This window comes from Variovorax gossypii, from assembly GCF_003965815.1.
Classification (GTDB): domain Bacteria; phylum Pseudomonadota; class Gammaproteobacteria; order Burkholderiales; family Burkholderiaceae_C; genus Variovorax; species Variovorax gossypii.
Genome location: NZ_RXOE01000010.1, coordinates 41383 through 64731, shown reverse-complemented (window position 1 = coordinate 64731; position 23349 = coordinate 41383). Strand labels below are relative to the sequence as shown.

25 protein-coding genes are annotated in these 23349 nt (G+C 69.7%); 16 read left to right on the top strand and 9 right to left on the bottom strand.

Annotated features, from left to right (window positions below):
* Positions 1 to 12: 12 nt before the first annotated feature.
* On the bottom strand, positions 13 to 909 hold the full coding sequence (locus tag EJP69_RS26630) for a LysR family transcriptional regulator (RefSeq protein WP_093203995.1): 897 nt from the start codon (positions 907 to 909) through the stop codon (positions 13 to 15).
* 100 nt (positions 910 to 1009) lie between these two features.
* On the opposite strand from EJP69_RS26630, the gene EJP69_RS26625 reads away from it, so the two are divergent.
* Positions 1010 to 2194: an Acg family FMN-binding oxidoreductase gene (locus EJP69_RS26625; RefSeq protein WP_126473292.1), complete on the top strand. Its 1185-nt coding sequence runs from the start codon at positions 1010 to 1012 to the stop codon at positions 2192 to 2194.
* Between the two features lie 22 nt (positions 2195 to 2216).
* Here EJP69_RS26625 and EJP69_RS26620 read toward each other — a convergent pair whose 3' ends face one another.
* On the bottom strand, positions 2217 to 2741 hold the full coding sequence (locus EJP69_RS26620) for a CinA family protein (protein WP_240652295.1): 525 nt from the start codon (positions 2739 to 2741) through the stop codon (positions 2217 to 2219).
* Positions 2742 to 2746: 5 nt separating this feature from the next.
* Positions 2747 to 3274: a phosphatidylglycerophosphatase A family protein gene (locus EJP69_RS26615; protein WP_126473290.1), complete on the bottom strand. Its 528-nt coding sequence runs from the start codon at positions 3272 to 3274 to the stop codon at positions 2747 to 2749.
* 187 nt (positions 3275 to 3461) lie between these two features.
* Between EJP69_RS26615 and EJP69_RS26610 the strand changes: the two genes are divergently transcribed.
* On the top strand, positions 3462 to 4928 hold the full coding sequence (locus tag EJP69_RS26610) for an MFS transporter (protein ID WP_126473288.1): 1467 nt from the start codon (positions 3462 to 3464) through the stop codon (positions 4926 to 4928).
* A 6-nt stretch (positions 4929 to 4934) separates the two neighbouring features.
* On the opposite strand, the gene EJP69_RS26605 is transcribed toward EJP69_RS26610, so the two are convergent.
* Complete coding sequence (locus tag EJP69_RS26605; protein ID WP_126473286.1) at positions 4935 to 6650, bottom strand: FAD-dependent oxidoreductase; 1716 nt, start codon at positions 6648 to 6650, stop codon at positions 4935 to 4937.
* 20 nt (positions 6651 to 6670) lie between these two features.
* On the bottom strand, positions 6671 to 7690 hold the full coding sequence (locus EJP69_RS26600) for a tripartite tricarboxylate transporter substrate binding protein (protein WP_126473285.1): 1020 nt from the start codon (positions 7688 to 7690) through the stop codon (positions 6671 to 6673).
* A 97-nt stretch (positions 7691 to 7787) separates the two neighbouring features.
* Between EJP69_RS26600 and EJP69_RS26595 the strand changes: the two genes are divergently transcribed.
* Together EJP69_RS26595 and EJP69_RS26590 are read left to right on the top strand one after the other, a co-directional pair.
* Positions 7788 to 8684, top strand: a complete 897-nt coding sequence (locus EJP69_RS26595; protein WP_093204009.1) for a LysR family transcriptional regulator — start codon at positions 7788 to 7790, stop codon at positions 8682 to 8684.
* A gap of 34 nt (positions 8685 to 8718) precedes the next feature.
* A complete protein-coding gene (locus tag EJP69_RS26590; protein WP_093204011.1) occupies positions 8719 to 9429 on the top strand; it encodes a DUF3053 domain-containing protein in 711 nt (236 codons plus the stop codon).
* Between the two features lie 120 nt (positions 9430 to 9549).
* Here the strand turns inward: EJP69_RS26590 and thiL are convergent, their stop codons facing one another.
* The 4 genes from thiL to phnF are packed head-to-tail and all read right to left on the bottom strand — an operon-like array spanning position 9550 to position 12553.
* A complete protein-coding gene (gene thiL, locus EJP69_RS26585) occupies positions 9550 to 10506 on the bottom strand; it encodes a thiamine-phosphate kinase (protein ID WP_126473283.1) in 957 nt (318 codons plus the stop codon).
* Between the two features lie 19 nt (positions 10507 to 10525).
* Positions 10526 to 11098, bottom strand: coding sequence for a phosphonate metabolism protein/1,5-bisphosphokinase (PRPP-forming) PhnN (gene phnN / locus EJP69_RS26580; RefSeq protein WP_126473281.1), 573 nt, complete (start codon positions 11096 to 11098; stop codon positions 10526 to 10528).
* Positions 11095 to 11805, bottom strand: coding sequence for a DUF1045 domain-containing protein (locus tag EJP69_RS26575; protein WP_126473280.1), 711 nt, complete (start codon positions 11803 to 11805; stop codon positions 11095 to 11097). The genes phnN and EJP69_RS26575 overlap by 4 nt, the downstream gene beginning before the upstream one ends.
* On the bottom strand, positions 11798 to 12553 hold the full coding sequence (phnF, locus tag EJP69_RS26570; RefSeq protein WP_126473278.1) for a phosphonate metabolism transcriptional regulator PhnF: 756 nt from the start codon (positions 12551 to 12553) through the stop codon (positions 11798 to 11800). Before phnF ends, EJP69_RS26575 begins: the two co-directional genes overlap by 8 nt.
* 75 nt (positions 12554 to 12628) lie before the next feature.
* Here phnF and phnG point away from each other — a divergent pair, with 75 nt between their 5' ends.
* From phnG to EJP69_RS26510, 12 genes are all read left to right on the top strand, one after another.
* Complete coding sequence (phnG, locus tag EJP69_RS26565; protein WP_093204024.1) at positions 12629 to 13132, top strand: phosphonate C-P lyase system protein PhnG; 504 nt, start codon at positions 12629 to 12631, stop codon at positions 13130 to 13132.
* Positions 13129 to 13755, top strand: coding sequence for a phosphonate C-P lyase system protein PhnH (gene phnH, locus EJP69_RS26560; RefSeq protein WP_126473276.1), 627 nt, complete (start codon positions 13129 to 13131; stop codon positions 13753 to 13755). Before phnG ends, phnH begins: the two co-directional genes overlap by 4 nt.
* A gap of 1 nt (position 13756) precedes the next feature.
* A complete protein-coding gene (locus EJP69_RS26555) occupies positions 13757 to 14848 on the top strand; it encodes a carbon-phosphorus lyase complex subunit (RefSeq protein ID WP_126473274.1) in 1092 nt (363 codons plus the stop codon).
* Positions 14845 to 15735: an alpha-D-ribose 1-methylphosphonate 5-phosphate C-P-lyase PhnJ gene (locus tag EJP69_RS26550; protein ID WP_126473273.1), complete on the top strand. Its 891-nt coding sequence runs from the start codon at positions 14845 to 14847 to the stop codon at positions 15733 to 15735. Before EJP69_RS26555 ends, EJP69_RS26550 begins: the two co-directional genes overlap by 4 nt.
* Positions 15732 to 16520 (top strand): phosphonate C-P lyase system protein PhnK, encoded by a 789-nt coding sequence (phnK, locus tag EJP69_RS26545; protein WP_093301670.1) that lies wholly within the window; start codon positions 15732 to 15734, stop codon positions 16518 to 16520. Before EJP69_RS26550 ends, phnK begins: the two co-directional genes overlap by 4 nt.
* Positions 16520 to 17236, top strand: a complete 717-nt coding sequence (gene phnL / locus EJP69_RS26540; RefSeq protein WP_126473501.1) for a phosphonate C-P lyase system protein PhnL — start codon at positions 16520 to 16522, stop codon at positions 17234 to 17236. The genes phnK and phnL overlap by 1 nt, the downstream gene beginning before the upstream one ends.
* Positions 17233 to 18387, top strand: a complete 1155-nt coding sequence (locus EJP69_RS26535) for an alpha-D-ribose 1-methylphosphonate 5-triphosphate diphosphatase (protein ID WP_126473271.1) — start codon at positions 17233 to 17235, stop codon at positions 18385 to 18387. Before phnL ends, EJP69_RS26535 begins: the two co-directional genes overlap by 4 nt.
* A gap of 92 nt (positions 18388 to 18479) precedes the next feature.
* Complete coding sequence (gene phnC / locus EJP69_RS26530; RefSeq protein WP_093204041.1) at positions 18480 to 19325, top strand: phosphonate ABC transporter ATP-binding protein; 846 nt, start codon at positions 18480 to 18482, stop codon at positions 19323 to 19325.
* 92 nt (positions 19326 to 19417) lie between these two features.
* Positions 19418 to 20365, top strand: coding sequence for a phosphonate ABC transporter substrate-binding protein (gene phnD / locus EJP69_RS26525; RefSeq protein ID WP_093204044.1), 948 nt, complete (start codon positions 19418 to 19420; stop codon positions 20363 to 20365).
* A 43-nt stretch (positions 20366 to 20408) separates the two neighbouring features.
* On the top strand, positions 20409 to 21212 hold the full coding sequence (phnE, locus tag EJP69_RS26520) for a phosphonate ABC transporter, permease protein PhnE (RefSeq protein WP_126473269.1): 804 nt from the start codon (positions 20409 to 20411) through the stop codon (positions 21210 to 21212).
* Between the two features lie 19 nt (positions 21213 to 21231).
* Entirely contained in the window at positions 21232 to 21801 is a 570-nt protein-coding gene (locus EJP69_RS26515) for an HD domain-containing protein (RefSeq protein WP_126473267.1), read from the top strand.
* 224 nt (positions 21802 to 22025) lie between these two features.
* Complete coding sequence (locus EJP69_RS26510) at positions 22026 to 23330, top strand: aspartyl protease family protein (protein ID WP_126473265.1); 1305 nt, start codon at positions 22026 to 22028, stop codon at positions 23328 to 23330.
* The last annotated feature ends 19 nt before the right edge of the window (positions 23331 to 23349 follow it).

The window sequence follows — 23349 nt, the reverse complement described above, 5'->3', positions numbered from 1 at the left end:
AGCGGCGTGGCGTCAGATCGACGCCGGGATGTTGCGCGCGAGGAAATCATAGACCGCGCGGATGCGCCGGTCGGTGTGGATCTCGCGATGCACCGCGAGCCACACCGGCAGCGACTTGATCTTCAGCTGCGGCAGCACGCGCACCACCGAGCCGTCGGTGCGCGCGAGCGACTCGCTGACGAAGCCTATGCCCATGCCCAGGCGCAGCGCTTCCCAGTAGGCGCCCATGTCGTCGGTGCGGAAGCAGAAGTGCTCGCGCAGCAAGGGCGTGCCCAGCTGCGCCGACATGCGGACGATGGTGTCGATGCTGTCGTAGCCCAGCACGTCGTGCCGGTACAGGTCGGTCGTCTGCCTCGGCGTGCCGCGGCGCCGCAGGTAGTCGACATGGGCGAAGGCTCCGAGCGCGAAGGTGCCGATGCGGCGCGCCACCACCGTGGCCGCGGTGGGCTGCGTCATGCGGATGGCGATGTCGGCCTCGCGCTGCAGCAGGTTGCTGATCTCGCTGGTCGACACCAGGTCGACCTGGATCTCGGGCAGCTCCTGCCGCATCCGCACCAGCAGGCCGGGCAGCATCTGGCGCGCGGTGGCCTGGCTCGCCGAGATGCGCACCGATCCCGCGATGGTCGCGTTGGCGCCCGAGACGCTGCGCGACAGCGCGAGCGCGCCGTTCTCCATGGCACGGGCCGATTCCGCGAGACGCGTGGCCATGGCCGTGGGCCGCAGCCCCCGGCCGGTGCGCTCGAACAGCACCACGCCCAGCTGCGACTCCAGCTCCGCGATGTGCCGGCCCAGCGTCGGCTGGCTCGCGCCCAGGGCGCGCGCTGCCGCGAGCAGGCTGCCGTGGTCGAGCGCGGCCAGGAATGCGCGCACCAGCCGCCAGTCGAAGCCGAGTTCGTTTTCGGAGCGCATCGGAGGTCCGGTGGGTGTCGGGCAGGTATTCAGTTCCGCATAGCAGTTATGGAAGCTTAAGCGATTGTTAATCGCTGCCCCGCTTTCGATAATCCGCCCGATGGATGAGCGAAGAAACTTTGTCCGGCTGCTGGGAGGCGGCGTTGTGGTGGCGGCGGGTGCGGCCGCGCTGGCAACCTGGTGGCTGAACTCCGACGTGCCGGCGGCCGCGCTGGAGATATGGAACGGCCCCGGCGACGAGCCCGATGCGCGCAAGCGCGCCGTCGCGTACGCCGTGACGGCTCCCACCGCCTACAACCGCCAGCCCTGGCTGGTCGACCTGCGCGAGCCCGACGCCATCGTGGTGTATTGCGACCGCGAGCGCGTGCAGCCCGAGACCGATCCGTACGGACGCCAGATCGTCATCGGCCACGGTGCCTTCATCGAGCTGCTGGTGATGGCGCTCGCCCAGCAGGGGCTGCAGGCCAGCGTGCAGCTGTGGCCGCAGGGCGAGCTGGCCGGCGAGCCGAGGCACTGGCCGCACGTTCCGGTTGCGCGGCTGCGGCTGGCGGGCGGCGGCGTGCCCGATCCGCTGTTCGCGCAGGTGCTGCGGCGGCGCACGCCCAAGCAGCGCTTCGACCTCACGCGGCCGGTGTCGGCCGACATCCTGCAGGGCCTGACCTCCATCGCGTCCGCGGGCGGCATGGTGAGCTCGGCCGGCACGGTGGACATGGCGCGCGTGCAGCCCCTGCGCAAGCTCTGCGCGGCGGCCGCGCGGGTGGAGCTCACCACGCCCGGCACGGCGATGGAAAACCTGCAGCTGCTGCGCGTCGGCCCGCAGGAGATCCTCGCGCACCGCGACGGCTTCTCGATCAACGACCCTGCGCTGCGCGTCGCCGTCGCGCTGGGGCAGTTCGACCGCCGCACGCCCGCGTCCGAGGACAGCCTCTCGTTCCGTCGCACCCTGCAGCTGTTCGAGGACCAGGCCAACACCGCGATGGGCTTCGTCTGGCTCAGCACGCGCGGCAACAGCCGCACCGAGCAGATCGCGGCGGGCCGTGCCTACATGCGCCAGCAGCTGCGCGCCACCGACCTGGGCCTGGGCATGCACCCGATGAGCCAGCCGCTGGAGGAGTTCGCGGAAATGGCGCCGCACCGCGCGGCTGCGCACGACATGCTGCTGGGCACCGCGCTCCCGGGCGACAGGCAGGGCCCGACGGTGCAGATGATCTGCCGCCTCGGCTACCCGATGGCGCCCGTGCCCGCCGCGCCGCGCCGGGCGCTCGCGGGTTTCATGATGGCTTGAGGCGCCGCGGGCGCCGGCGGGCTCAGCGCGCGAGCAGCAGCTCCACCAGCGTCTGCAGCGAGTGGTGCACCGTGGCCGCGCGCACCGTGGCGCGGTCGCCGTCGAAGCGGCGGCGCTCGGTGCGCACGTCGCCGTCGACCGACCAGCCGAACCACACGGTGCCCACCGGCTTGTCGGGCGTGCCGCCCGTGGGTCCGGCCACGCCGGTCACCGCGAGCGCCACGCGCGAGGGCGGCGAATGCGCGATCGCGCCCGTGGCCATGGCTCGCGCCACCGGCTCGCTGACGGCGCCGTGCGCGGCGATCACGCCCGCGTCCACGCCCAGCAGCTCGGTCTTGGCCTCGTTCGAATACGTGATGAAGCCGCGCTCGTACCAGACGCTCGAACCCGCGAGGTCGGTACAGGCCGCGCCGATCAGCCCGCCGGTGCAGCTCTCGGCGGTGGCCAGCATCCAGCCCTTTTTCTGCAGCAGGTCGGCCAGGGTCACGACCAGCCCGGCCGTGTCCTGGTCCGCGAGCGCCGTGGTCGGGGAGAGCGAGGAATCCATCGGGGTCACCATGCGCGCCACAGCGCAATGACCAGCAGCGTGCAGAAGGCGGCCACCAGGTCGTCGAGGATGATGCCGAAGCCGGCCTGCCACCAGCGCACCTGCGCCGGGTCGCGCGGCTTGAACAGGCTGTCGGCCCAGGCCACCGGGCCGGGCTTGGCGGCATCGAAGAAGCGGAACAGCAGGAAGGCCACCGTCTGCGCCAGCAGGCCGGCCGGCGTCACCAGCCAGAGCACGATCCAGAAGGCGACCACCTCGTCCCACACCACGGGGCTGGGGTCGGCCACGTTCATGTCGCGCGCGGCCACCGTGCAGGCCCACCAGCCGACTGGCAGCGAGGCCGCGATGATCCAGCCGATGGTGGCGGGCGAGAACCACAGCTGCATCACCGAGAAGGCGACCCAGGCCCACAGCGTGCCCACCGTGCCGGGCGCGAGGCGCGAGAGGCCGGAACCGAAACCCAGCGCGATGAAGTGCGCGGGGTGGGACAGCAGGAAGCTCAGCGTGGCACGGCGCATCGAGGGTTGGGGCATGGCGCCGGAGGTCGGGGTGGACGAAGAGGAAGAGTTGGGGGAAACGGCTTGCATCGGGGCAGGAGTTTCGCGCATCTGCGGCGGGGTCGGGTCGGTGCAGTTTTATTTATCAAAGCAATAGCTTGTTTAATTGGCGGGCGACGCCTAGTATCCGGGCTCCTTCCGATCCGATCCTCGCGCCAGCGCGATGCCTGCCATGCCTTCCTCTCCAGCCTCGTCCGCCGCTCTGCATGCCCCTTCTTCCACCGCCGCCTGGGGCGAACTGTTCAGCGGCCGCAACGGCTGGCGCGCCCTGGCCCTGACCGGCGGCGTCGCCCTGCACGCGGTCAACGTGCACATCGTGACCACCGTGCTGCCCTCGGTGGTGCGAGAGATCGGCGGGCTCGACTGGTACGCCTGGAGCACCACGCTCTTCGTGATCGGCTCGATCCTCGGCGCCACGCTGTCGGTGCGGCTGCTCGCGGTGCTGGGCCCGCGCGGCGCCTGCCTGGCGGCGCTGGCGGTGTTCAGCGCCGGCTCGGTGGGCTGCGCGCTCGCGCCGGCCATGCCGTGGATGCTGGCGGGCCGCACGGTCCAGGGGCTGGGCGGCGGGCTGCTAGCGGCGCTGAGCTACGGGCTGATCCAGCTGGTGTTCGAGCAGCGGCTGTGGCCGCGCGCGGTGGCGCTGGTGTCGGGCATGTGGGGCGTGGCCACGCTGTGCGGGCCGGCCGTGGGCGGGCTCTTCGCGCAGGCCGGGCACTGGCGATGGGCCTTCTGGTTCCTGCTGCCGGTGGCGGCGGCGCAAGCAGTGCTGGTGCTCGTGCAGCTGCGGCCCTCGATGGGCGTGAAGCACGAGCGGCCCGCCACGCCGCCGCGCGTGCCGGCGCTGCAGATCGGCCTGCTCGCCGCCTCGGTGCTCGTGATCGCCGCCAGCGGCCTGGTGCCCGATCTACCCTGGCAGGCGGCGGGCGTCGCGCTGGGCCTGGCCATAGGCTTCGCCGCCACGCGCATCGACAGCAGAGCCGCCGTGCGCGTGCTGCCGGCCGGCGCCTACGCCGTGAGCGCGCCGCTGGGCGCCATCTACGCGAGCGTGGCGCTGCTGCTCATCGGAAGCACCACCGAGATCTTCGTGCCGTACTTCCTGCAGCTGCTGCACGGCCACTCGCCGCTGGCGGCGGGCTATCTCACGGCCGCGATGGCGGGCGGCTGGAGCGCGGGCTCGCTGCTGTCCTCGGGCCGCAGCGGCGCGAAGGCCGACCGCATGCTGCGCATCGGGCCGGTGGCGTGCACATTGGGGCTCGCGGCGCTCGCGTGCCTGCTGCCTTCGCCGGGCTTCTTCGGCGGCGGCTTCGAGACGTTGCTGATCGCAACCGCGCTCGCGGCCGTGGGGCTCGGCGTGGGCATCGGCTGGCCGCACCTCATCACGCGCGTGATGGCGCTGGCACCGAAGGGCGAGCAGGGACTGGCCTCGGCCTCGATCACCACCGTGCAGCTCTACGGCATGGCCGTGGGCGCGGCGGTGGCGGGGCTGGTGGCGAACGCGGCGGGGCTCAGCGTGCCGGGTGGCGTGGAGGGCGCGAAGTCGGCGGCCGTGTGGCTGTTCGCGGGCTTTGCGTTCGCGCCGGCGGCCGCCGCGTGGCTCGCGTATCGCGTCGTCGCGCGGCGCAGCTGGTGAAGCGGCTCAGGCCACCACGCCTTCCCAGGCCAGCGCCTTGCGGCGAGCGCGTATGCGCTGGCCCTCGCCGCGCAGCATGCCCACCAGGTCGTAGACCTCGGCCGGCAGGTGCGCGCCTCGCCAGGCCACGTGCTGGTCGGCGCGGCACAGCACGAGGCGGTGCGTGTAGGCCTTGGGCACTTCCTCCGTCTCGATGTCGAGCACCGTGAGCGGCATGTTGTAGGCGGCCGTGGCGCGCTCCAGCGGGCGCACGTCCACGCTGCGGTCGAAGCGCAGCATGGTGTAGCCGGGGCCGAAGGCGTCGTAGAGCGAGCGGCCATCGGCCAGCCAGAAATGCGGCGCGCGGCAGCCGGGCACGGTGGAGGGCGTGAACTCGCCCATCGAGTAGGGCGGCGCCATGTGCTCGCCGTCCGGGATGATGATCGGCGAGCCGCTGTAGAAGTAGCCGAAGTTCAGGCCGCCGCAGCAGAACTGCTGCACGTTCAGCTCGTAGGCCTCGCGGCCGATCTCGGCGCGCAGCGCGTCGCCGGCGGCGCCCGGCTCCTCGATGTTCTGCGGCACGGCGCGGCGCGCGCGGATCATCTTCTGCGCATGGTTCATCGCGAAGTTCGACACCTGCTCGGTGATCGGCAGCCGCTCGGCCTCGTAGGCGTCGAGCATGGCCTCGTCGCCCCAGCCCTGGACCACCGCGCCGAGCAGCCAGGAGAGGTTGAGCGCGTCGGCGATGCCCGCGTTCATGCCGTAGCCGGCGTACGGCACCCACAGGTGGGCAGCGTCGCCCGCGAGGAATACGCGGCCCTCGCGGAAGCGGTTGGCCACGAGGCGGCGGCCGATCCAGTCTTCCTTGCTGATGACCTCGTACTCGAAGTCGGGGCCCACGCCGAGGATTTCTCGAAGCGACCGGTCGCGGTCCACCGAGTCGAACTCGGGCTCCTCGGCGTTCAGGTGGTTGTGCACCAGCCAGGTCTCGCGTCCGTCGATGGCGAACATCGTGCCGCAGCGGCGCGGGTTCATCGCGTAGTACGACCATGCCGGCTTGCCCGGGATGAGCGCGCGCAGCCCCGGCGCGCGGATGAAGGTCGACTGCACGCGCTGTATGACTGCCGTGCCCTCGAGCTTCGCGCCGATCTGCTTGCGCACCGCCGAGGAGCCGCCATCGCAGCCCACCATGTAGCGGCAGCGGATGCTGCGCGTCACGCCGCTGTCCATGTCGGTGGCGATCGCGGTCACGCCGGTATCGTCCTGCGTGAAGCCCGCGAACTGCGTGCGGTTGAGCAGCTGCACGCCCGGCAGCGCGGCCGTGTGCTTCAGCAGGATGGGCTCCAGGTAGATCTGGTTGATGCGGTGCGGCGGCTCGGGCGTGGGCCACCATGCGTCGGGGCCCTCGGTCTCGGTGTAGCGGTCGCGCCGGCAGGGGATGGGGATGCGCGTGAGCTCGGTGCCCGTCACGGTGGTGCGGAACACCACGTCGTTCGGATGATCCGCCGGCAGGCCCGCGTCGCGCAGCTTCTGCGCCACGCCAAGGCGGCGGAACTGTTCCATGGTGCGCGAGGCGACATGGTTGCACTTCACGTTCGGCGGCTCGGCGAAGCGGCGCGTCTCGCAGATGAGGACCGAGACGCCGCGCGAGGTGAGGTCCATGGCCAGCGTGAGGCCCACGGGGCCGGCTCCGACGATCATCACGTCGGCCTGCAGTGCTGAGGTGTGGTTCTGGTCGGTCATGTTCTGGCGGATGCCTGTCGTCAGTCGAGCCTGATGCGGGCGGTCTGGATCACCTTCGCCCATTTCTTCGTTTCGGATTGGATGTACGCCTCGAAGGCCTCGGGCGAGGTCGGCGCGGGCTCCGCGCCGAGGTTGCGCATCGAGGCCCTGATCTGCTCGTCGCCGAGCGCGGCATTGATCTCGGCGTTGAGCCGCGCGACGACGGGCGCTGGCGTGCCGGCAGGCGCCACCACGCCGAACCAGCCGGTGGAGTCGTAGCCGGCGAGCCCGGCCTCGGCCACCGAGGGCACCTCGGGCAGCATCGGCACGCGCTGCGCGCTCGTCACCGCGAAGGCCACCAGCTTGCCGGCCCTGATCTGCTGCAGCGAGGCGGGCAGGTCGACCAGCGCGAGCGGAATCTGCCCCGCGATGGCGTCGAGCGCCGCCGGGCCCGAGCCGCGATAAGGAACCTCCACCAGCTTGACGTCCGCCATCTGCGCGAAGAGGGCGGCCGACAGGTGCATGGCCGTGCCGTTGCCGCCGTGGCCGATCGACAGAGTGCCGGGGCTGGCTTTTGCCAGCGCGATCAGCTCGCGTTGCGTGCGCGCGGCGATGGAAGGGTGTCCCACGATCACGAAGGGCGTGGCAGCGACCATGCCTACCGGCTTGAAGTCCTTCACCGGATCGAAGGGCATCTGCGGATAGAGGCTGACGTTGGCGGTCAGCGCGCCTGCCGCGCCCAGCCCCAGCGTGTAGCCGTCGGCGGGAGTCTTGGCCACCAGCGAGAGCCCCACGTTGCCGCCCGCGCCGGGCTTGTTGTCGATCACCACCGGCTGGCCCAGCTTCTCGTTGAGCCGGGGCACCAGCATGCGCATCACCGCGTCGGCGCTGCCCCCGGGCGGGAAGGTCACGACCAGGCGGATGGGCCGGTTCGGGAAATCGCCGGTCGGCGCGGAAGGCGCCTGCGCGAGCGCCGTGCCGCCGGTCAGTGCCGCGCCGGCGGCGGCCAGCAGCAGCTGCCGGCGACGCGCGCTCTTCCCGCGGGCAAGGGGTGCTGCCATCGAGACTCCTTGAATGTGATGCGTTTTTCCGATGATTGAACGATGGCCGGATTCATTCGTAAATCAAGAAATTTCTAATGAAATATCATCTTTGCTGATGAATACGAACTTCAGTCCTACGATCCGCCAGCTGCGTGCGTTCCTCGCCGTCTACCAGCTGAAAAAGCTCAGCGCGGCGGCGCAGCGGCTGTTCGTCACGCAGTCGGCGGTGAGCATGCTGATCCGCCAACTCGAGGAAGGGCTGGACACGCGCCTGTTCGATCGCACCACGCGCTCGCTCAAGGCCACGGCGGCGGCCGAGCAGATGATGATGACGGTCGAGCGCATCCTGCGCGACGTGGATTCGCTGTCGAACGACTTCCGCGAACTTGCCACGCTCGAGCGCGGCCGCGTCACGCTCGCCATCACGCCCACGCTCGCGGCCTTCCTGCTGCCCGACGCGATGCGCGCATTCAACGAGCAGCATCCCGGCGTGCGCGTGCTGGTGAACGACTGCGCGCCCGACCAGTTCGTCTCGCGCATCATCGGCGAGCACGTGGACTTCGGCATCGGCACGCCCGAGCGGCCCGGCCCCGAGGTCGAGGTGCAGCGCCTCATGCGCGACCACCTCGCCGTGGTCTGCCGCGACGACCATCCGCTGGCCAAGGCCCGCGTGGTGCGCTGGAGCGACCTGGGCGGCCACCCTGTCATCACGGTGCGACCGGGCTACGGCGTGCGGCCGCTCATCGACGGCACCGCGGCCGAGGCCGGCGTGGCGCTCGACGTGGTGAACGAGGTGTCGTTCCTCTCCACCGCCATCTGGATGACGGCCGCCGGCATGGGCGCGTCGATCATGCCCTCGGCCTTCGCGCGCGCGGAGGCCGACCCGTCGCTGGTCATCAAGGTGCTGAGCTCGCCGCGCGTGGCGCGCGACATCTCCATCGTCACCAAGCGCGGCCATTCGCTATCGGCCGCGGCGCGAGCCTTCATCGATGCGCTGAAGCGCTCCCTATAATTTTTCCGGCACAACAAACAGGAGGGCCCGGCCCATGAGAACTTTCATTCAACGTCTCGGGGCCATGACGCTCCTCGTCGCCTTCAGCCTTGCGCTGGTGGCTTGCGGCAACAAGGAGGCCGAGCAGCGCAAGGCCTTCATCTCCTTCCTGCAGACCCGCGTGCTCGACAAGCCCGGCCTGCGCGTGCCGGTGCCCACCGCGGAAGAAAAAGCCTCCTTCGGCGACTACGCGCAGCACTACGCCGTGATCACCGACTTCAACGAAGGCATGAACAAGTCCGTGAGCCAGCCCATGACGCAGATCATGGCCAAGGGCGCGCTGCGTTCCATCGCCGACCTGCCCGCGCGCCGCGACGACCTCAAGGCCGCGAAGGACGGCCTCACGGGCCTGCGCACCGCGCTCGACCAGCAGTCCGCCAAGGCCGATGCCGCGCACGCGCAGCTCAAGCAGCCCGACGACCTGAAGCAGGTCTACGACAAGGCCTTCGAGAAGACCGTGACCACGCCCTCCGCCACATTCAAGGAAGTGTTCCCCGCGCTCGACAAGGTGTTCGACAGCGCGCTGGCCATCGGCGACTTCCTGGAGAAGAACAAGTCGAAGATCCAGATCAGCGGCAGCAGCGTCGCCGTGACCGACCCTGCCGTGCAGGCCGAGCTCAACAAGATGCTGCAGCAACTCAATGGCCAGTCGGCGGCCATCAACGCCGCCCAGCAGAAGATGCAGGCGGTGGTGCGCGGAGGCTAGGTCCTCCCCCAGGCTGCGCGCACTTCGTGTCGCTTCGCCAACCCCCTTCCGAGGGCAACACCTGAGGCCCGGCAAAGCCGGTTCCTCGGTGTTTCCCGAAAGAGAGGGATTGCAGGAAAACTAGACGAAATGGTCGAACGAGCCGAAGCGCTGTGACATCGGCGCGCCGGCCGCGTCGACGATGCGCAGGCCGGCGTCGGCCTCGATGCGGCCGATGCGCGTGACGCGCGTGGAACTGTCCATGCCTGCCTGACCGACCGCGTTGCGCGCCGAGGCGGGCGCGGTGAAGACCAGCTCGTAGTCGTCGCCGCCCGAGAGCGCGCAGGTGCGGCGCAGTTCCTCTCCCAGGTTGCCGGTGTCGACCGAGATCAGCGCGGTGGCCGCGTCGGCGTCCAGCGTGGCGCCCACGCCGCTCGATGCGAGGATGTGGCCCAGGTCGCCGATCAGTCCGTCGCTCACGTCCACGGCCGAAGAGGCGATGCCGCGCAGGGCCTCCCCGAGCGCCACGCGCGGCGTCGGCTGCTCCATGCGCCTGCGCGCCGTGTCGAAGGCGTCCGCCGGCAGCGCGATCGTGCCGCGGAACACCTCGAGAGCCAGCCGCGCCTCGCCCGGCGTGCCGCTCACCCAGATGTCGTCGCCCGCGCGCGCGCCCGAGCGCAGCAGTGCCGCGCCGGCCGGCACCTCGCCGAACACCGTGATGCAGATGTTGAGCGGGCCGCGCGTGGTGTCGCCGCCCACCAGCTCGCAGCCGTGCGCGTCGGCCAGCGCGAGCAGGCCGCGAGAGAAGCCTTCGAGCCAGGGCTCGTCCACGCCCGGCAACGCCAGCGCGAGCGTGAAGGCCAGCGGCTTCGCGCCGCAGGCGGCCAGGTCGCTGAGGTTCACCGCCAGCGCCTTGTGGCCCAGCCGGGCCGGATCGACGGTGGAAAGGAAGTGCCGCCCTTCAACGAGCATGTCGGAGGAAACGGCGAGCTGCATGCCGGGAGCCGGCGCGAGCAGTGCGCAGTCGTCGCCCACGCCGAGCGGGGAGCGCGTGGCGGGGCGCTTGAAGTAGCGTGCGATCAGGTCGAATTCACCCATGGGGGTGAGAGCATAAGCGCTACGCCGCCGGATGAAGTTCCCTGCGCGGCAGGCTCAGCGCCTGCATCAGCCGGGCGCCGGCGTCCGCAAGAACGTCCTCGTTGTGGATCTCGATGGCGGCCAGCCCCGGCGGAATGCGGAAATCGAGCGAGCGCTGCACGCGGGCTTCCACCATCTCGGCGGACTCGCGTGCCCGTGCCGTCAGGCGGCGGCGTAGCGTCTCCACGCTGGCCGTGACATGCACGACCGTCATCCGCGGAAAGCGCCGCGCGGCTTCGGGCAGATAGGCGCGCGATCCGTTGACGATGACGGTGCCGCCGTCGCGCGGCGGCGTCAGCTCGGTATGTCGCACGCCGTAGCACAGCCCGTTGGCTTCCCAGTCGAGCCCGAAGGCACCTGCTTCGCGCAGTCGCAGGAAGTCGGGCAGGTCGACGCTGTCGTGCTGCTCGCCGCCGGCGGCCGCGGCGCGCGTGATGGTTCGGCGGGCGAAGGCGACAGGGGCGTCGTGCGGAAGGTGATCCTTCAGCCAGCCGAGCAGGCTGTCCTTGCCGGCGCCGGAAGGGCCGGCCACGTAGACGAGGCGGCCGGTCATCGGCCCAGCCCCATCTGCGCGAGGCACATGAAGTCGGCCCCGGACGAGGGCTCGGCGAAGAGGCTGATGGCTTCGAAGCGCAGCGGAGGCTGAGAAGACAGCAGCGGCGCGAAGTGCTGCCGTGCCGCCGCCTGCAAGGCCGCCACGACATCCGGCTCGACGTTGCGCAGCGATCCGGTCAGCGACATGTGGAAGCGGAAGCGGTCCATCACGAAGGGATAGCCCCAGCGCAGCAGCAGCGCGTCTTCCTCGGGCGTGAGGCCGGCCGCGCGGCGCCGCTGGAGCTCCGAAGACGGCAGCGGCTCGGCGAAGGCGTGCAGCTGCATCACGCAGGCATCGGCCGCCGCGCGCAGCGATGCGTCGGGGCGAGCGGGCACGAGCGCGAGAAAGTCGTCGAGCAGCGCGACTTCGAGCGCGGGCATGTCGAAGGGCTCCAGCGTGCGGCAGAGCGCCTGCATGCCGGCGCGAAGCTCCGCCTCGGCGAACCGGGGCTTCAGCACGAAGGGCGCCGCGAGCGTGGCGTGCCAGCCGTAGCGCCGGGGCGCGGCGGTGAGCCTTTTCTGCAGTTCCGCGGGCACTCCCGCGATGTCGGGCAGCGGCCATGTGCGCCCGCTCGCCGCGCAGCGGCCCAGCCAGCGGCTGCCGGCCTCCCACCATGCGCTTTCGACCGGCGGCGCGAAGTAGGCGGCGTAGCGGTGTTCACTCATCGTGCGTCACCGTCAGCGAGATGCGGTCTCCCGCGAACCAGGTGCGCGCGTATTCGATGGGCACGGCGGCGGTGTCGATGTTGACGCTCTCGACGAAGAGCACCGGCCGGGTCACCGGCTGGCGCAGGTGGGACGCCACCGTGGGCTCGGGCATCTGCGCGGTGATGCGGCTGTCGCGCCGCGTGTAGTCGTCCACGCCGTGGGCCGCGAAGCCCGCGGTGATGGAGCCGGTCTCGCGCACCACATCCTCGAGCGTCGCGAAGCGCGGCAGCGGGAAGAAGCGCTCGCTGAAGTGCAGCGGCTGTCCTTCGGCATCGCCGATCACGTTGAGGCACAGCAGCGTGCTGCGTGCCGCCACGTCCAGCGCCCGGGCCTGCGTGGCGGTTGCGCGCACCGTGCTGGCGGCCACCACGCTCAGCGCGCCACGCAGGCCGGCCAGTGCCATGCGCTGGTGGTGCCGGGGCCGCTTGACCAGCGCGAGGTCCATCGCGAATTCCTCGACGTAGGTGCCGCTGCCCTGCGTCACGCGCAGCAGGCCCTGGCTCGTGAGGTCGGCCAGCGAGCGGCGGATGGTGTGGCGGTTGACGCCGTATTGCTCGGCCAGTGCGTGTTCGGGAGGAAGCCGTTGCCCCGGCGGATAGACGCCGCGCGCGATGGCGTCGGCGATGTCGGCTGCGATGCGGGTCCAGAAGCTGTCGCGCGGCGGGCGGGCGGGAAGCGATGCGGATGAACTTGTAGTGCTTGTCATGAAGTCGTCTTGAGCGCTCTCTAAGCTCGCGCCGGTTGTTGAATTTGTCTATACAACTTTGAGAGTATCACTTACATGTTTCATGCTTTTGACACGGAACCGCCCGGGCGCCCGCTGGATCGCGCCCAGTGGATGGCCACGCTGGCGCGGGCTCCGCTGGAGCTGCTCGAGCCGGCGCTCGGTGCTCATGCGCAGGGTACGCCACAGTGGCTGCGCGCGCCGGAAACCGGCCTCGTGATGGTGCAGGGCCGCGCGGGAGGCTCGGGCGAGCGCTTCAACCTCGGCGAAGTCACGGTCACGCGTTGCGCCCTGCGTCTGGGCGAGGCCGGCTCCGCGGTGGGCGTCGCCTACGTCATGGGCCGTTCGCACCGTCATGCGCAACTGGCCGCCGTGGCCGACGCGCTGCTGCAAGACCCTGAACGCCAACCGGCGCTGGATGCCCAGCTGCTCGCTCCCGTGCGCCGCCATCTCCAGCAGCTGCGCGCACGCCGCCAGGCCAGCGCGCAGAGCAGCAAGGTCGAGTTCTTCACCGTCGCGCGCGAAGCCGGCGATGCCGAAGGCGAGGACGATTCCGAATGAGCGCGCTCGATCTTTCCACTCTAGGCGCCGGTTTTTCCGACGCGGCACTGGGCAGCCAGTCGGTGTTCCGCACGGCGCTGCATGCGCTGTCGCATCCCGGCCGTGTGGTCGCCCTCGCGCACGACGCGCAGACACCGTCGCGCGGCCACCCCGCTTCCGCCGCGCTGCTGCTCGCGCTGCTCGATCCCGACTGCACGCTCTGGCTCTCGCCCTCTCTGGCCGGCAGCGACGCCGCTGCCTGGCTGCGCTTCCACACCGGCTGCGTGCTGGTCAACAAGCCCGAGGCCGCGCAGTTCGCATGGGTGGCGCAGGGCGACGAATGCCCGCGCCTGGACAGCTTCGCGCAGGGCAGCGACGCCTATCCCGACCAGTCGACGACCTGCGTGGTCGACGTGGCCGGCCTTGCCGAAGGCGGTGCCGGCGCATGGACGCTGCGCGGCCCCGGCATCCGCGACAGCGAATCGGTTGCCGTCGAAGGCCTGCCGCGCACCGGCGCGACGCCCTTCGCCGCGCAGTGGTCCGCCAACCACGCGGCCTTTCCGCGCGGCGTCGACATGTTCCTGGCAGCGCCGGGGCAGATCGTCGGCCTTCCGCGCACCACGCGCATCGAGCAGGAGGCTTGAGATGTACGTTGCAGTCAAGGGCGGCGAGACCGCCATCCTCAACAGCTACAGGCTGCTGGCCGAACAGCGCCGCGGCAATGCAGACACGCCCGAGCTGTCGGTGCAGCAGATCCGCGAGCAGCTCAGGCTCGCCGTCGACCGCGTGATGACCGAAGGCTCGGTGTACGACCCCGAACTCGCCGCGCTCGCCATCAAGCAGGCGGCAGGCGACGTGGTCGAAGCCATCTTCCTGCTGCGCGCCTACCGTGCCACGCTGCCGCGCCTGGGCTGCAGCGTTGCGCTCGACACGGCGCGCATGCAGCTCGACCGCCGCATCTCCGCCACCTTCAAGGACCTGCCCGGCGGCCAGGTGCTGGGCCCGACCTACGACTACACGCAGCGCCTGCTCGACTTCACGCTGCTCGCGAACGGCCAGCAGCAGGCCGCCGCACCCGCTGCGACACCGACGGCTGAGGCTCCTGCCTTCACGCCGCGCGTGGTCGACCTGCTGAACCACGAAGGCCTCATCGAAACGCACGAAGTACCGCCCGGCGACCCGGCCCCCGTGGACCTCACGCGCACGCCGCTGCGCTTTCCCGCCGACCGCGCGACGCGCCTGCAGAACCTCGCGCGCGGCGACGAAGGCTTCCTGCTGGCCATGGCCTATTCGACGCAGCGCGGCTACTCGCACAGCCATCCCTTCGTCGGCGAGATCCGCGTGGGCACGGCCGAGCTGGAGATCGTGCCGGAGGAGCTGGGCTTCGCCATCTCCATCGGTGACATGGCGCTCACCGAATGCGAGATGGTCAACCAGTTCGCCGGCAGCAAGACCGAGCCGCCGCAGTTCACGCGCGGCTACGGCCTGGCCTTCGGCCACAGCGAACGCAAGGCGATGGCCATGAGCCTGGTCGACCGCGCGCTGCGCGCGGAAGAGCTGGGCGAGCCCGTCGAGGCACCCGCGCAGATGCAGGAGTTCGTGCTCTCGCACAGCGACAGCCTCGAGGCCTCGGGCTTCGTGCAGCACCTGAAGCTGCCGCACTACGTCGACTTCCAGTCCGAGCTCGAACTCGTTCGGAAGATGCGCGCCAACGGCGCAGGAGAAGAGCCGCAATGACCACCGCCACCACCGAATACAACTTCGCCTACCTCGACGAGCGCACGAAGCGCATGATCCGCCGCGCCATCCTCAAGGCCGTGGCCATCCCCGGCTACCAGGTGCCCTTCGGCTCGCGCGAGATGCCGCTGCCCTACGGCTGGGGCACGGGCGGCATCCAGGTCACGGCCGCGGTCATCGGGCCGAAGGACGTGCTCAAGGTCATCGACCAGGGCTCGGACGACACCGTCAACGCGGTCAACATCCGCCGCTTCTTCCAGCGCACCACAGGCGTGGAAACCACCACGCGCACCGTCGATGCGACGCTCATCCAGACCCGCCACCGCATTCCCGAGGCGCCGCTGGCCGAAGGGCAGGTGATGGTCTACCAGGTGCCCGTGCCGGAACCGATGCAGCGCCTGGAGCCGCGCGAGGCCGCCACCCGCACGCTGCACGCGCTGGCCGAGTACGGCCTGATGCACGTCAAGCTCTATGAGGACATCGCGCGCTACGGCCACATCGCCACCACCTACGACTACCCGGTGCTGGTCAACGGCCGCTACGTGATGTCGCCCTCGCCGATCCCGAAGTTCGACAACCCCAAGCTGCACATGAACCCCGCGCTGCAGCTCTTCGGCGCGGGGCGCGAGAAGCGCATCTACGCCGTGCCGCCCTACACGCCGGTCGAGAGCCTGTGCTTCGACGACCACCCCTTCGAGGTGCAGCGCTGGGACGTGCCCTGCGCGCTGTGCGGCGCGACCGACAGCTTCCTCGACGAAATCATCACAGACGACCGCGGCACCCGCATGCACGTGTGCTCCGACTCCGACCACTGCCATTCGCGCCGGCAGGAGCAGCAGCCCCAGGCTCCCGCGCCCCGCAGCGAACCCGAACAGGCTCTTGCATGAACGCCCCCGACACGAAATCTCCCCTGCTGCGCGTGCGCGGCATCGCCAAGCGCTACGGCGAGCGCGTGGCGCTGCACGACGCTTCCTTCGACCTCTGGCCCGGCGAAGTGCTCGCCGTGGTCGGCGAATCCGGCTCCGGAAAATCGACGCTGCTCAACGCCATTGCCGCGCGCGACAAGCCCGACGCAGGCAGCGTCGAGTTCCAGGTGCGCGGAGGCGGCCTGCAGGAAGTGTTCACGATGACCGAGGCCCAGCAGCGCATGCTCGCGCGCACCGACTGGGGCTTCGTGCACCAGAACCCGGCCGACGGCCTGCGCATGGACGTGTCGGCCGGCGCGAACGTCGGCGAGCGGCTCATGGGCCTGGGCGAGCGCCACTACGGCCGCCTGCGCGCCACCGCCGCCGAGTGGCTGGGCCGCGTCGAGATCGACCCGGCGCGCATCGACGACGCGCCGCGCACCTTCTCGGGCGGCATGCGCCAGCGCCTGCAGATCGCGCGCAACCTCGTGACGCAGCCGCGCCTGGTGTTCATGGACGAGCCCACTTCGGGCCTCGACGTGTCGGTGCAGGCGCGCCTGCTCGACCTGCTGCGCCAGCTGACGCGGCAGATGCAGCTCGCGGCCATCGTCGTCACGCACGACCTGGCGGTGGCGCGCCTGCTCGCGCACCGCATGCTGGTGATGCAGCAGGGCCGCGTGGTCGAGGCCGGCCTCACCGACCAGGTGCTGGACGACCCGCAGCACGCCTACACCCAACTGCTCGTTTCCTCGGTACTGCAACCATGATGGCTCCTCCGATGCTTCAACTCCAGGGCGTGGCCAAGCGCTTCACGCTGCACCGCCAGAACAGCCTCGAGCTGCCCGTGTTCGACGACGTGGACCTGAGCGTGTCCGCCGGCGAGTGCGTGGTGCTCGACGGCGCCTCCGGCCTCGGCAAGAGCACGCTGCTCAAGCTGGTCTATGCCAACTACCGCGCGAGCGCGGGGCGCATCACCGTGCAGTCGCCGGCCGGCCCGATCGACGTGACTCAGGCGACGCCGCGCGAGATGGTGAGCCTGCGGCGCGACACCATCGGCTACGTGAGCCAGTTCCTGCGCGTGATCCCGCGCGTGCCGGCGCTCGACGTGGTGGCCGAGCCGCTGGCCGAGGACGCGGGCGATGACCCCGCCGCCATCGAGGCCGCGCGCGAGGAGGCCCGCCGCTGGCTCGCGCGCCTGCGCATTCCCGAGCGGCTCTGGCACCTGCCGCCTGCGACCTTCTCGGGCGGCGAACAGCAGCGCATCAACATCGCTCGCAACATGATCAAGCCCAAGCCGCTGCTGCTGCTGGACGAGCCGACCGCCTCGCTCGACGCGGCCAACACCGACACCGTGATCTCGCTGATCCGCGAGGCCACCGCGCGCGGCGCGGCCACGGTGGGGATCTTTCACGATGCCGAAGTCGGCGCCGCGGTCGCGACGCGCCGTGTCGACGTGGGCGCCTTCAGGAGCAGCCGGCCATGAGCACGACGACGGTATTCGCCAACGCACGCATGGTGCTGCCGGGCGAGGTGGTTCCGGGCGCGCTGACCGTCTATGGCGGGCGCATCGCCAGCATCGACGGAGGCCCCACCGCCGAAGGCACCATCGACCTCGACGGCGACTTCCTGCTGCCCGGCCTCGTGGAAGTGCACACCGACAACTTCGAGCGCCACCTGATGCCGCGCCCGAAGGTGCACTGGGGCCCGCTGCCCGCGCTGCTGGCGCACGACGCCGAGATGGCCGCCGCCGGCATCACGACGGTGTTCGATGCGCTCGGCGTGGGCGAGGCCGACCCCGACAGCGTGCGCGGCAGCACCTGGGAAGCGACGCTGACCACGCTCGACGCCTGCGCCGCGCAGGACCTGCTGCGCGCGGACCACCACCTGCACGTGCGCTGCGAGCTGCCCGCGCCCAACACGGTCGAGCTGTTCGAGCCCTTCCATGGCCATCCGCGGTTGTCGCTGATCTCGCTGATGGACCACACGCCGGGCCAGCGGCAGTGGGAGAACATCGAGATCGCCCGCGTCTACTACACCGGCAAGAAGGGCTGGAGCGACAGCAAGTTCGACGAGCGCGTGGCGCAGGCCGGCGCGCTGCAGGCCGAGTACGCGTTGCCGCACCGGCGCTACTTCGTCGAATACTGCCGCACGCACGGCATCGCGCTCGCGAGCCACGACGACACCACGGTGGCGCACGTGGAGCAGGCGCACGCCGAGGGCGCGAGCATGTCGGAGTTCCCGACCACGCTGGCCGCGGCACGCGCCGCGCACGGGCTGGGCCTCTCGAACGTGATGGGAGGACCGAACGTGATGCGCGGCGGATCGCACTCCGGCAACGTCGCGGCGGCCGAGCTGGCGCGCTACGGGCTGCTCGACATCCTCTCCTCCGACTACGTGCCCGGCAGCCTGCTGGGCGCCGCGATGCGGCTGGTGCATGACGGGATCGTCACGCTGCCGCAGGCCGTCGGCATGGTGACGCGCACGCCGGCGCGCGCGGCACGCCTGAACGATCGCGGCGTGCTCGAGGTCGGCCTGCGCGCCGACCTGGTGCAGGTGCGCATGTGCACGCTGCCCGACGGTGCGCGGTACCCGGTGGTGCGCGGCGTGTGGCGCGAAGGCCGAAGGGTGGTCTGAACCGCCCTGACATTTCGTCGTCGCCGAAGTGTCTCCGGCTCGTCACACGGGCTGGTGAAACTGCACTTGTCTAGACGACTTTGAGACAAGCAATGAACACCCTCCTGCGCATCCGACATCTCGACAAGCACTTCGCCAACGGCCGGCACGCGCTGCGCGACATCAACATCGACGTGGCGCGCGGCGACATGGTCGCGCTCATCGGCGCCTCGGGCTCCGGCAAGTCGACCCTGCTTCGCCACATCGCGGGGCTGGTGGCGGCCGACGGCGGTTCGCAGTCGCTGGTGGAGATCGACGGATGCTGCGTGCAGAAGGGCGGGCGCATCCATCGCGACATCCGCAAGGTGCGCTCGCAGGTGGGCTTCGTGTTCCAGCAGTTCAACCTCGTCGCGCGGCTGCCGGTGCTGGTCAACGTGCTCGTGGGTTCGCTGCACCGCATGCCGTGGTGGCGCAGCCTGGCGCGCGTGTTCACCGCGCAGGAGCGCGCGCAGGCGCTCGATGCGCTGGCGCGCGTGGGCATCGCCGACTGCCATGCGCAGCGCGCTTCCACGCTCTCGGGCGGGCAGCAGCAGCGCGCGGCCATCGCGCGCACGCTGGTGCAGGGCGCCAAGGTGGTGCTGGCCGACGAGCCCATCGCCTCGCTCGATCCGGAGTCCTCGCGCAAGGTCATGGAAATCCTGGCGCGCATCAACCGCGAGGACGGCTGCACCGTCATCGTCTCGCTGCACCAGGTCGATGTCGCAATGAAGTACTGCCCGCGCGTCGTCGCGCTGAACCAGGGCCGCGTGGTGTTCGACGGGCCTTCGTCCGCGCTCACGCCCGCGCTGCTGCACGAGCTGTACGGCGTGCAGGCCGAAGAGCTGCTGCGGCCTGTCGCGCCCGAGCCCGCGCCACCGGTTGCCGTGCCGTGGACGGCCCAGCCGGCAAGCGCAGTCTGATTTTTTTCGGGGCGCCTCCGGGCGCCTGCCGCGTCTTTCTCTCCGTCCCCTCTTTCACTCCCTCGTTCCTCTTTCATTTCCTGGAGCCATCCATGATCAAGAAACTCATCGCCGCCGCGGCGTTCGGCCTCGGCATGGCCGGCGCGTTCGCGCAGGACACCCTCAACATGGGCCTCATCTCTACCGAGTCGTCGCAGAACCTCAAGGCCGACTGGCAACCGCTGATCGACGACCTGAGCAAGCAGACCGGCCTGAAGGTCAACGCCTTCTTCGCGCCCGACTACGCCGGCATCATCGAAGGCATGCGCTTCAACAAGGTGCAGCTCGGCTGGTTCGGCAACAAGTCGGCCATGGAAGCCGTGGACCGCGCCAACGGCGAAGTGTTCGCGCAGAAGGTCAACGCCGACGGCACTCTGGGCTACTACTCCTATCTCATCGTCAACCGCGAGAGCCCGCTGCAGACGCTCGACGACGTGCTGAAGAACGCGAAGAGCCTGAGCTTCGGCAACGGCGAACCGAACTCCACCTCGGGCTACCTGGTGCCGGGCTTCTACGTCTTCGCGCAGAACAAGATCGACGCCAAGACCGCGTTCCGCATCACCCGCAGCGCCAACCACGAGGCGAACGCACTGGCCGTGGCCAACAAGCAGGTGGACGTCGCGACCAACAACAGCGAGAACCTGGAGAAGATCAAGGAACGCTTCCCCGAGAAGTACAAGGACATCCGCGTCATCTGGACCTCGCCGCTGATCCCGCTCGACCCGCTCGTGATGCGCAAGGACCTGCCCGAGGCCACGAAGACGAAGATCCGCAACTTCTTCATCAACTACGCCAAGACCGATCCGCGCGAGAAGGAGATCGTCATGAAGATCTCGAAGCTCGCGGGCTTCAAGGAATCGAGCGACAAGCAGCTGCTGCCGATCCGCCAGATCGAACTCTTCGGCCAGCGCAACAAGATCGAGGCCGATGCTGCGCTGGGCGACGCCGACAGGAAGGCGAAGCTGGCCGACATCGACAAGAAGCTGGCCGCGCTGAACTGAGCGCAGCGCCGCTTTCTTCCCGACGACCGCTCGTTCGCCTCCCATGTCCTCCTCGATCCCGATGAACCGCCCGCCGCTCGCCACGACGGCTCCCAAGCGCAACCTGGCGTGGCAGCTCTCCTGGGCCGCGCTGCTCCTGCTGCTCGCGGCCTCCTGGAATGGCGCCGACATGCGCCCGCTCGACCTCGTCCGGGACGGCGGCAACATGGCGACCTACGCCGCCGAGTTCTTCCCGCCCGACTTCACGCAGTGGCGCATCTACCTGCAGGAGATGGTGGTCACGCTGCAGATCGCGCTGTGGGGCACCGTGCTGGCGGTGGCCACGGCCGTGCCGCTGGCGCTGCTGGCCTCGGCCAACATCGTGCCGTGGTGGATCTACCAGCCGACGCGCCGCCTCATGGACAGCTGCCGCGCCATCAACGAGATGGTGTTCGCGATGCTGTTCGTGGTGGCCGTGGGCCTCGGCCCCTTCGCCGGCGTGCTGGCGCTGTGGGTGCACACCACCGGCGTGCTGGCCAAGCTCTTCTCCGAGGCGGTGGAGGCCATCGACCCGCAGCCGGTGGAGGGCATCCGCTCGACCGGCGCCAGCGCCCTGCACGAGATCGTGTACGGCGTGCTGCCGCAGGTGATGCCGCTGTGGATCTCCTTCGCGCTCTACCGCTTCGAGTCGAACGTGCGCTCGGCGTCGGTGGTGGGCATGGTCGGGGCGGGCGGCATCGGCGTGGTGCTGTGGGAGATCATCCGCGGCTTCCAGTACGCGCAGACCTGCGCCGTGATGATCATCATCGTGATCAGCGTCAGCGCGATCGACCTGGTGTCGGCGCGCATCCGCAAGGTGCTGATCTGAACAGGCAAGGACTGCCGCGATGGCATTGACCCTCGACGACATCGCCCAATTGCTGGCCGGCCCCGGCCAGCGGCAATACGGCCACGAAGCCGTGAGTCAGCTGGACCACGCGCTGCAATGCGCGGCGCTCGCCGAAGAAGCGGGCGAGACCACCGAGACGGTGGTGGCGGCGCTGTTGCACGACCTCGGCCACCTGCTCGCGCCGGGAAGCGCGCAGCAGGAGGAAGAGGCATCCGAAGAGGGCGAAGCGATGCCGGCGCGCGACGACCTGCACCAGTACATCGCGCTGCCCTTCCTTCACGGGGTGTTTCCGCCGGGCGTGCTGGCGCCGATCCGCCTGCACGTGGAAGCGAAGCGCTACCTTTGCACGCAGGACGGCTACTGGGACACCCTGTCTCCCGCATCGAAGCACAGCCTGGTGCTGCAGGGCGGCCCTCACACGCAAGACGAGGCAGACGCCTTCATGCGCGAGCCATTCGCCGACGAATCGTTGCGCGTGCGCCGCTACGACGACCTGGCGAAGGTGCGGGACAAGGCGACGCCGCCGCTCGCGCATTACCTGCGGAAGATGGCGCAGGTCGCGCTCTGACGCGCGGACCGGCGCCAGCCTGCCCGTGGGGGCAGAGCGCTGCTTTCGGCAGTCGCTACCGTCTGCTGCTGTTCTTCCTTCAGTCTTTCGTGCAGTTGGCTGCCACGCATCGTCGTTGTCCGCTTCTGCCTTGGCGTGCAATCCGCACTCATGTAACCTTATGTATGCTGTAATCGCCGCGAGATCGGAAGCAACAACAAGCGCCACAGGCGCGGGGGGCGCCAATGGACGCATTCGAGGGGCGCCGCGAACCGACGCTGCTGGAGGACCTGCCGAGCAGGCGCGGCGAAGGATCGGCGGTGGAAGAGGTCGGTTTCACGCGGCGTGCACGCCGTGGCCAGGAGCGCGCGGGCCGCGCAATGTGGGCGACGGCGGTTGTCCTGGGCCTCGCGCTCGTTGGTTCTTCCCTTGTCTTCCCGGTGGTTGAAAACGCCGCCTGGCCGTATGTGGTCGGGGCGGGCATCGGGGCACTGTTGCTGCCGATGCTGGCGGTCGGCATTGCATCGCTGTGGGGCGACGGGCCAAACCAGCGAAAGGGCGTGAAGACTTTCATCGGCAGCTGTGTCGTGCTGCTCTCTTTGTCGGCCGCCACGAATCTCACGGAACGCGGCTATGCCCAGCGCTGGCTCAACAAGGACAGGATGTCCGCCGACGACTTCAGGGCGCAAGCCGAGCGCTGCGCCCGACTGCACGATCTGAACTGCCAGGAGATCAATTGGCGCGACGTTGTTCGCGTGCGGCCTGAAGATTCGCTCGCTGCCGCCCGCCTTGGCATGGTCCTGAACCAACGCGGAAAGCACGAAGAGGCCGTGGTGCAGTTCAAGCGCTCGCTTGATCTTGGTGCGGGGGCCTACGATCTCTTTGCATATCTCGCGGACAGCTACGAAAAGCTCGGGCAATTGCCGCAGGCGATCGAGTGGTCTTACAAGGCGCTTTCCGTGGTTCCGACTCTGGTCGATGTGCGTGAACGCCTTGCCGGCGTGCTGGTTCGATCCCAACGACCCTACGAAGCACTGTCGCTGCTGCAAGGGTATGACAGCCAACTCGAGGCACGGGGCCAGCAACCCCGGTTTGTCGCGCAGAGAATATCCATCGAGACCGCCATCGCTCAGACAACAGAGCAAGACGCAGAGCGCATGTCGCTGCGCCTGCCTCTGTATGCCGGCCACTTCTTCGCGCCTGTCGCGGTCGGCGCGGGGAAAGCTCGGCCTTTCATGGTCGATACCGGTGCCAGTCTCACCAGTCTGGCCGAGTCGCTGCTGCGCGATTCGCAGGCGAAGTACCGGATCGTCGATCCGATGGTCAAGATGACCACGGCCGATGGCCGCAAGGTAGCCGCGAAGGCCATCGTGCTCGACACAATGAAGGTAGGGCCCTTCGAGCTGAAAAACGTGCCCGCGGTGGTTTGCGCGGACTGCGTCTCGCTGTTGGGCCAAGCCAGCCTCTCGAAATTCGACATGCAGTCCAGCCGGGTGCAGGGCGTCGACTTCCTTCTGCTTTCGCCGCGCGACGTGCCGCGCGCCCGCTAAATCTTTCAACAATCACCAC